The organism is Candidatus Dadabacteria bacterium, assembly GCA_026706695.1.
GTDB lineage: Bacteria > Desulfobacterota_D > UBA1144 > Nemesobacterales > Nemesobacteraceae > Nemesobacter.
Genome location: JAPOYE010000032.1, coordinates 1 through 8,996 on the forward strand (window position 1 = coordinate 1; position 8,996 = coordinate 8,996).

An 8,996-nucleotide genomic window follows, 5' to 3' on the forward strand; every position below is an offset into this window, starting at 1 on the left:
CCATTATGGTGAACCCGATGAGAAGGAAAAGCAGGAAAAGAGGATATAGGGCGTATATCCACGTAAGTTTGTCTTCAAACTTAAGATGCATGAAATAAAGGGCGACGATCGATGCTTTTATCGACGCTATTACCATTGCTACGACGATATTGAAGTCGCCGAAATCGAACTTCGCGACGTAAACCGTAACTGCCGTCAGGACGAACAGTGCAAGGCATACAATTGTGTATACCCGAAGGCCGGTGTGATGTTCCTCAGTGTGATCGTGTGTGCTCATTTTCTCTCTCCGTCTACCCGATTAGGTACAATAGCGGGAACAGGTATATCCAGATCAGGTCAACCAAATGCCAGTAAAGCCCTCCGACCTCAACCGGGGTGTATCTGTTTCCTTCTTTGAATCTTCCCTGCTTGGCCATTATTATCAGGGCGAAAATTATGCCCATTCCCACAAACACGTGAAGCATGTGAAGTCCGGTCATCATGAAGTAAAGGGCGAAGAATATGTTCGTTTCAGGAAATATATGATGGTGGAACTTCGCACTGTACTCAAAGTACTTGTTTACCCCAAAAGCCGCTCCGCATATGAAAGTTACGGAAAGCAGTATCATCAGCCATTTCCTATTTCTTTTCTGCGAAGCCGACACCGCAAGAGCCATTGTGAAACTGCTGAAGATTAGCACTATGGTGTTTATGGCGCCCAGAGTCACGTCCAGTTTCTTGTGCGATTCGTAGAAAAGATCCGGGTACTTGGCCCTGAAAAGCGCGTACGCCGCGAAAAGTCCCCCGAAAAGAAGAATTTCCGTTCCGAGGAAAAGCCACATCCCGAATTTAGCCGCGTTGTGCGTTACGGCGTCTCCGAGCCCGTGTCCGTGCGCGTGGCTTTCGGCGTGTTCTACTGTGCTGCTCATTTTTTTGCGTTAGCCTCCGATCTATTTTTTCCCGTAAGAGTAAGTCCAGTCAGTTACAGTTGGTATTTCGTCAAAATTCTCATGTGGCGGCGGGGAAGGAACCTGCCACTCAAGAGAAAGGGAGCCGTAGGGATTTGACGATTCGGGCCGTCCTTTTTTCCAGAGCGGTATAAGCAGGTTCACGGTCATTATTAAAATCCCGAGCCCGAGTATCCATGATCCGTAGGTCGAAAGGGAATGATAGGATATGTACTCTTCAGGATATGTCGCATACCTTCTGGGCATTCCCTGGAAGCCCATGAAAAACTGCGGGAAAAACGTTACGTTGAATCCTACGAAAACCAGGAACCACGCAACTTTTGCGATCAGTTCATTGAATACCTTTCCGAACCACTTCTGATACCAGAAGTGAAGGGCTCCGAAAAATCCCATCACGGTTCCTCCTATCATCACGTAGTGCATGTGAGCTACTATGAAGTACGTGTCGTGCAGATGCACGTCAACGGCCAAGGCCCCCAGATAAACTCCGGTCAGTCCTCCGATCGTGAAAAGCACTATGAATGACAGTGCGTATAACATGGATGAGTGAAAATCTATTGATCCCTTGTACAGAGTTGCAGTCCAGTTAAATACTTTTACGGCTGTCGGGATGGCGACAAGCATGGTCAGGAATGAGAATATTGCCGCTGCCGTTTCCGATATGCCGCTTACGAACATGTGGTGCAGCCAGACGAAGAAGCTTATTATCGCAATCGCGAAGCTTGAATACGCGATTGCCTTGTATCCGAAGATGGGTTTTCTCGCGAAGACGGGGATTATCTCGGAGATAATTCCGAAGGCGGGAATAACCATTATGTAAACGGCGGGATGGGAGTAGAACCAGAAGAAGTTCTGGAAGAGTATGGGATCCCCTCCCTTGGCCGGATCAAAAAAGCCTATGTCAAACGCTCTCTCTGCTATAAGCAGAAGAAGCGTGATTCCCACAACCGGCGTTGCGAGCAACTGCAATATAGCGGTCGCGTAGGATGCCCATATGAAAAGCGGCAGTCTTGACCACGTCATTCCAGGCGCTCGAAGCTTGTGGATGGTCACTATGAAGTTCATTCCGGTGAGAATCGATGAGAACCCGAGGACGAAGACTCCCAAGGTTATCATTATTACCTTGGTGCCCGTCTGAATGCTGTAGGGAGTGTAGAATGTCCAGCCCGTGTCAGCCGGTTGGGCAAGCGCGGAAAGCAATATTGCCGTTCCGACAAGATATATCCAGAAACTCAACAGGTTTATTCTGGGAAACGCCACGTCCCTGGCCCCGATCATTAGCGGTATCAGGAAATTGCCGAAACTCGCCGCGATTCCCGGGACGATGAAGAAGAAAACCATCAGGGAACCGTGAAGCGTGAACGCTACATTGTACTCCGTTGCGGTTCTGAAGAAGTCAAGCTCGGGAGTCATAAGCTCGTATCTCATTCCCAGGGCCGCCAGGCCGGCGATCATGAAGAAAAACGAGATCGTAACAAGATAAAGGATCCCGATGCGTTTGTGATCCGTTGTCAAAATCCACGACTTTAAACCTTTCTGGGCTAAATACGGTATATGCTGGGTTTGAGTCATGACTCCGTTTGCCATCTTTTTCTCCTTGATATTGCTACTTCAACGTCTTTATATACTCGATAAGGGCGGTTACTTCATCCTCAGACAGTATACCTTTGAACGAAGGCATCGTTGGCGGGTAGCCCTCTACCATTTTTGCCTGGGGTTCATAAATTGATTCTCTGATATAGTTCTCGTCTACAAGAACCGATGAACCGTCTGCAAGTTTTTCTGTTTTCCCGTAAAGGTTTTTGAAAGTTGGCCCTATGACTTCCTTGCCGTCTACGCTGTGGCACGCAAGGCAGCCCCTCTGGGAATGCAGTTCTTTTCCTCTCTCCGCCGGGGATACGCTGATTGCCGCCACGGCGGCCCCGTCTTCAAGTTCGTCTCCTTTTTCCCACCTTGTGAACGCCTCTGGACTCAGGACGTTTACCTTGGCAAGCATTTGCGAGTGCCCGGAACCGCAGTATTCCGCGCACAGAAGATCAAAGGTGCCGACCTTGGTCGGGGTGAACCAGAGCTGCTGGTAGCTGCCCGGAAGAATATCCTGTTTTACACGGAACTGCGGAACGAAGAAGCTGTGAATGACGTCCTCTGATCTCATTATTAGTCTTACGGGTTTGTTCTGCTGCACGAAGAGTTCATTCAGCGATTTTTTTCCGGTGAAATACTCAAATTCCCAAAGCCACTGCTTTGCCACGACGTTAACTTCGATCGCTTCTGGAGGCGGATTGCGAAGTTCCTTGAAAGCTATCCATCCCCATGCGAAGATGACCATGAGCAGTATGGTCGGGATTATGGTCCAGATGGTTTCAATGACCGGGTTGTGAGTTATGTAGGCGGTTTCCTGATCCTCGCTTTTCCGCCTGTACTTGATTGAGAAGGCTACGAGTACGGCCGAAATCAGGACGAAGAAAAATACTGATACGATTGTTACGAACAGGGTTATGTTATCAACGCTTGCTGCGAGATTTGAAGCTGATTCCGGTATCCAGGTGGACATTTATGATTTACAACCTCCGCAATAATTAATGGGTTTTTCTTTCTCTTCTCCACATCAGGCAGAGAAACGCTACGAGAACCGTAAGGGTTACCATTCCTCCCGCCTTGACGACGTTAAGAGCGGCAAGCGCATATCTTTTCCCCACAGGGTCAAACTGATAACAGAACATAAGCACTTTATTAAGCAGTTCCGAGGAACCTATCTTTCCCTCGGAAGCCTCTATTAGAGATAACTTGAAGTTGCGGGGATCATACTGAACTCCGTAGAGGTATCGCGAGATTGTCCCATCCGGCGTGAGTATGACTATTCCCGAAGGATGAGCGAACTCCTCGCCGTCTTTTTTGAAACGGAATCCCACTGAATCGGTAAGCCTCAGTATGTTTTCTGCAGTCGCTGTTAGAAAGTGCCAGTTTTTGGCCTCTTCAGCCCCGCCCGCAAGCGCTTTTTTGTATCTTGCGGATTTCTCGCCGATAACATCAAGGGGTTCTTCCGGGTCAAAGCTTACGGTCACCACGGTGTAGTCCTTCCCCGGCCTGAAAGCATCCATCTGGTTTATGGCTTCCAGAACTCCGTCTGTCCCAAGAAGGCAGAGTCTTGGGCATGTGAAGTAGGCGAGACTCAGAACCACCGGTTTTTTTTGCCCGAAAAAAGAGGAAATACTTACCGCTTCTCCGCTTTCCCCGCGAAATTCAGTGTCAAGATCTATGGAAGACGCAAGTTTCTCATCAAAACCTATTTCTTCTACGTCGTTTACGTTAGAAAGCGCCTGAACGTCCGATGTGAAGAAAGCCGGAACCGTGCTTGAGAGATACATAACACTGAGAAAAATGAAGAACCTCCACATGAAAGGAGCCGTTTTTTGGCTGTTTTCTTAAATGAAAATAATTGTTTGGAGGCTTCAGGGGAGAGGAACTTCCCCTTTCCCACGCCTCAAATAGGCGTAGATTCTATCTGATGTTAATTCTCTGTCAAGAATTCGTTTTCTTTACGCTTATTTGGGTTTTTCGGGCTCTGTTTATTTTTTTTCTCAGGCAAAGAACTATACCGATTCCGATGAAGGCAGTGAGGGTTGAAGAACCGCCGTAACTGATAAAGAAAAGAGGAGTGCCGATGATCGGCATAAGTCCTGTTACCATAGCGATATTTATCACGGCGTGCCAGAAAAACATGGCCGCGATTCCAAAGCATGCGATTATCGCAAAGCGGTCTTCTAGGGATGTTGCGATGTTAAGAATAAAAAGAATTATGGAGAAATACAGAAGAAGTATGAACACTGAACCCCGAAATCCCCACTCCTCGGAAATCACCGAGAATGCGAAATCCGTATGGTGTGCGGGAAGAAAGTTCAGGTTAGACTGCGAACCCAGAGAAAAACCTTTTCCGAAACCCATGCCGGAACCTATGGCAATCTGGGACTGAATCGAGTTGTAGCTTACACCAAAAGGATCGGTGGAAGTGTCCATGAAGGAATATATTCTCTCCTTCTGGTAGTCCTTGATCAGAAGATGCCAGGTCGGCACGATGGATATCAGCGCTATGATTATTATTCTAAGCAGCGCTTTTCTGCTGATTCCCATAAGCAAAACGATGCTTGAACCTATAAGAAGAATAGTGATTGCGGTTCCCATGTCGGGCTGGGCGGTTACTGCTGCGGTGGGAACAAGCAGAAGAGCCAGGGGCTTGAGAAGTTCGACCCAATTGTAATTTTCCTTTGCGGCCACATCGCTTGCGTAGTAATTGGCAAGCACCATTATTATGCCGATTTTAATAAATTCGGAGGGCTGAACGGAGACCGGGCCTATCTGGAACCAGCTTCTGGACCCCGATACCGTTTTCCCGAATACGAAAAGCAACCCCAGCAACGCGAGGAAAAACAGGTAGAAAGCAACCGAGTGGTTTTCCAGCGTAATGGGTCTTAAGCGACTAATAGCTGCCACAGTCAGAAATCCCGCGAGAACCCATATGAGTTGTTTCTTGAATGCGCCCAAGCCGGCCAACAGCGAGATGCTGTAGAGATTCATGAGTCCCGCAAAGCAAAGCAAAGCAGTCAGAAGCAGCAGCCAGGAGCGTCTACTCAGATTTGGCAATTCCAGTTTCCTCTCGTTCCTTCTTGAGTTTGAAATAGGTTTCAATGATTTTTTTTGCTATCGGGGCTGCGGCCACGCTTCCGCTTCCCCCGTTCTCAACGAGGACAGTTACGGATATTTCCGCCGAATCCGACGGAGCGTAGGATGTGAACCAGGCGTGATCCTGGAACCGTTTTTTGGTCGACTCAAATTTTGCCGACACGACCTGAGCCGTACCCGTCTTACCCGAGATGGATGTGATCTTTGATCTTGCGTAAATCCCGGTACCCTGGTGTTCGTTTACAGCGCCGTAAAGCGCTTTTTTCAAGAAAGATACTGATTTTGCGTCAAGGCGCTGAACTGTTCCGGTTATCCGTGGTGATTTTTCTTCATCCGTTTTTCTTATCTTCGGTTTGACTATAATGCCTCCGTTTGCTACTGCGGAAGTCATAACGTTTATCTGAAGAGGAGTTGCGGTAACGTACCCCTGACCTATTGCCAGAATTGCAGTTTCACCTGGGTACCAAGGTTCTTTTAGGTGCTTTCTCTTCCATTTCTTAGATGGGTTCAGTCCCCGTTTCTCGGGCAGTGCTATGCCGGTTCTTTCTCCAAGTCCGAATTTCTTCAGGTAGGTGTGAAGTCTCTCAACGCCAAGCTTCTGGGAAAGTTTGTAGAAGTATACATCACACGATTCGACAATCGCTTTGTAGAGATTTATATCCCCATGGCCTTCTTCGCGCCAGCAGTTAAAACGTTTCTTGTTTATAAAATAATGGCCCGGGCAGTATACGGACGACTTCGGATCAGCAGTTTTTTCCTCTAGCAACGCAAAGGCCGTGATTATTTTGAGTACTGACCCGGGTGGGTAGGTTCCTTGGGTTGAGCGATTTAGAAGGGAAAAAGATTTTTTCTTTTTTGTTTTTCTTCTTTCCTCAGGAGAAAGCTCCTTCGAGATGTGCTCGGGACGATAGGATGGACGACTTACCATCGCCAGAATCTCTCCGCTTCTTACATCCATTGCGACTATGGCCCCTTTCTCTTTACCCAAAGCGTCATAGGCGAACTGCTGCAGTTGCGCGTCAATAGTGAGGTGGATATCTTTTCCTTGGACCATTTCCCTGTTCTTGCGAGCTGGCAATAGTGTGGCAACAGAGTCTGAGATCACCTTTCCGTGTGCGTTTACCATGACGTATTCAAGACCGTTTGTTCCTCTGAGTTCGCTGTCAAAGACCTTTTCGACACCCATTTTTCCGAGTTCGTTCCCCGCCTTGATCCGATCGTAGGTTCTTACCTCTTCTGCGTCGGCGATTCCTGTGTATCCCAGAAGGACGGCAGCTGCCTCTCCATGCGGATAGAATCTCTTGTGCCCCACTTCAAGAAATATGCCCCCTAGCGTTTCCTTGTTTTTTTCGACCAGAAGAAGCTCCTCTCTGCTTATGTCCTTGGCGATTGTAACGGGATAGAAGCTTTTGAGGGTTTCTATTTTCCGAAGTTTTTTCAGGAGTTCTTTCTCTGGCACGTTTATTATTTCCGCAAGTTTTTCCGCGAGCTCCTCGACATCCGTTATTTCTCTCGGAAATACTCGTATGTTAAAAGACGGTTTGTTATAGAGAATTTTTTCGCCGTTTCTATCGAAAATCCGTCCTCTGGGCGCAGGAAGTTCAAGTGCCCTCAGGATATTTCTTTCCGAAAAATTTCTGTATTCCTCGCCCTTGTATATCTGGAGGTAGAACAACCTCCCCGAGAAGACGACAAAAAACAGCACGATTAGGGATGAGGCTATTGTGAATCTATGTTTTAGGAATCCCATCCAATTTCCTCAGAAGCATTATTATCGGAACGCCGACCACCGTATTAATGATAGCCTGATAAAAAGCTAGCTCAACACTGAGAAATGCCGCCTGTCCGCTGTCTTGTCTCAACAGAAGCAGTACCAGTAGCAGCAAGTGCATGAGCAGGGTTCCTATAAAAAGCGCCAGAGGTAGGAAAAAGAGGTTGTTGCGGTCGTAATTAAGATTGTGCATGTCCACTCGCAGAGTAAGAAACACGGCGAATCTTGTGATCGTATGGAGCCCCAAAGCTCCGGCCGAAAAGACATCCATTAAAAACCCGTTCAGCATGGCAAGTGTGAACAGATAAGGTATTTCGGTTCTGATTACCAAGCATATTATTAAGATCAGATTGAGATCGGGGGTGAACTTACCCAGAGAAGATGTCGGGATTACCGATGTCTGGATAATGATGAAAAGAAAAGAGCAGAGTAGGTAGAAAAGAAAAGAGAAGTTTATTCTCATCATATTCCAACTGGGTCCAGTTGGGGAGAGCTAATTGAGATGTATGAGCACCTCTTCAACCCTGCTCACATCGATTGCCGGTTTTATGATGGCCTTTTGAAGTCCTCTGTCCGGCTTAATTCTTGTTACGGTTCCTATAACAATATTTTTCGGGAAAACATTGTCTTTTCCGGATGATATGATCTTGTCTCCGACTATAATATCATCCTCTTGCTCAATGTACTTCATAACGTAATGGTTTCCCGCTCCGACAACTATACCTCGTACACGGCTCCTTTGTACAATTGCATCCGTCACGCTTGAGGGATTCGTCATTAGCATTACCATTGAGGTTTTTTCATTTACCGAGTGTACGGTTCCTATGGCCCTGACGTTGTTAAGCACCGGGGACCCTTTGTTTATTCCGGAAGACGACCCTTTGTCTATTATAAGGAAACTAGGCCCCACCAGCGAAGGACTGCTCCCTATGACCCTTGCTCCCACCACTTCTCCCTTAAGGGAACTTCTATAGTTAAGAAGACTTCTTAACCTTTCATTCTCAAGTCTTATTTCCGTTAGCATTAACTCTTGTGCTTCCATTTCCTGCAGCTGCGCTTTCAGGCGCGAATTTTCAACGCTTGTATCGACGAGGTCGATATAATGGTCCCAGTAGTATCTCACGCCATCTTTGACATAGTTTGCGAAAGCGCCAGAACCGTAGTTAATGTTAAGCATTAACTTTGTCGTGTAATTATTTTCTCTTTTTGCCAGATCCAAAGTGACGGGCAACAGATTAATTAGAGCAATTATGAGGATAAAGAACAGAAATAGCTGGTTTTTACTAAAAAACTTCTTCATTAAGTCTCCCTTCCGGCCGGAAATACTTAATTGATTCTCACAAGTGGCGAAAAAATCATCGTCCACGCTATAATAACAGCCACTGCAAGAAGTTAGGGGATGCTAGAACAAAAAATCCCTCTTGGTCAGAATAACACAAAACAATTCAGGTTGCAAGGGGGAAAAATCAAGACTCACGGTGATTCCGTGCATGTGAGTGGATTTTGGGGGTAATACCGGGGTGGAAGCAATTTTCGCAGACAAACTCCGGGTTTTCACCTCAAGATTCCCTGATTCCTGCCCAACACTCCTCCTTAAG

At 47.0% G+C, this 8,996-nt stretch carries 9 protein-coding genes; all 9 read right to left on the reverse strand.

Going from position 1 to position 8,996, the window contains the following annotated elements; translation table 11 throughout:
- Positions 1-277, reverse strand: a 277-nt coding sequence (locus OXG10_02555) for a cytochrome C oxidase subunit IV family protein (protein ID MCY3826250.1), incomplete at its 3' end; no start/stop codon positions are given.
- 13 nt (positions 278-290) lie between these two features.
- The gene (locus OXG10_02560) at positions 291-908 is read right to left on the reverse strand and encodes a cytochrome c oxidase subunit 3 family protein (GenBank protein MCY3826251.1); all 618 of its coding nucleotides are present in this window, start codon (positions 906-908) and stop codon (positions 291-293) included.
- Positions 909-929: 21 nt separating this feature from the next.
- Positions 930-2,534 carry a cbb3-type cytochrome c oxidase subunit I gene (locus tag OXG10_02565; GenBank protein MCY3826252.1) on the reverse strand — a complete coding sequence of 535 codons (1,605 nt, stop codon included), beginning with the start codon at positions 2,532-2,534 and terminating at the stop codon, positions 930-932.
- A 19-nt stretch (positions 2,535-2,553) separates the two neighbouring features.
- Complete coding sequence (gene coxB, locus OXG10_02570) at positions 2,554-3,501, reverse strand: cytochrome c oxidase subunit II (protein ID MCY3826253.1); 948 nt, start codon at positions 3,499-3,501, stop codon at positions 2,554-2,556.
- A 25-nt stretch (positions 3,502-3,526) separates the two neighbouring features.
- Positions 3,527-4,345: an SCO family protein gene (locus tag OXG10_02575; protein ID MCY3826254.1), complete on the reverse strand. Its 819-nt coding sequence runs from the start codon at positions 4,343-4,345 to the stop codon at positions 3,527-3,529.
- A 124-nt stretch (positions 4,346-4,469) separates the two neighbouring features.
- Positions 4,470-5,588, reverse strand: coding sequence for a rod shape-determining protein RodA (gene rodA / locus OXG10_02580; GenBank protein ID MCY3826255.1), 1,119 nt, complete (start codon positions 5,586-5,588; stop codon positions 4,470-4,472).
- Positions 5,572-7,377 carry a penicillin-binding protein 2 gene (gene mrdA / locus OXG10_02585; protein ID MCY3826256.1) on the reverse strand — a complete coding sequence of 602 codons (1,806 nt, stop codon included), beginning with the start codon at positions 7,375-7,377 and terminating at the stop codon, positions 5,572-5,574. Before mrdA ends, rodA begins: the two co-directional genes overlap by 17 nt.
- Positions 7,358-7,864, reverse strand: coding sequence for a rod shape-determining protein MreD (gene mreD / locus OXG10_02590; protein ID MCY3826257.1), 507 nt, complete (start codon positions 7,862-7,864; stop codon positions 7,358-7,360). The genes mrdA and mreD overlap by 20 nt, the downstream gene beginning before the upstream one ends.
- Before the next feature lie 27 nt (positions 7,865-7,891).
- Positions 7,892-8,698 carry a rod shape-determining protein MreC gene (mreC, locus tag OXG10_02595; protein ID MCY3826258.1) on the reverse strand — a complete coding sequence of 269 codons (807 nt, stop codon included), beginning with the start codon at positions 8,696-8,698 and terminating at the stop codon, positions 7,892-7,894.
- Positions 8,699-8,996 lie beyond the last annotated feature (298 nt).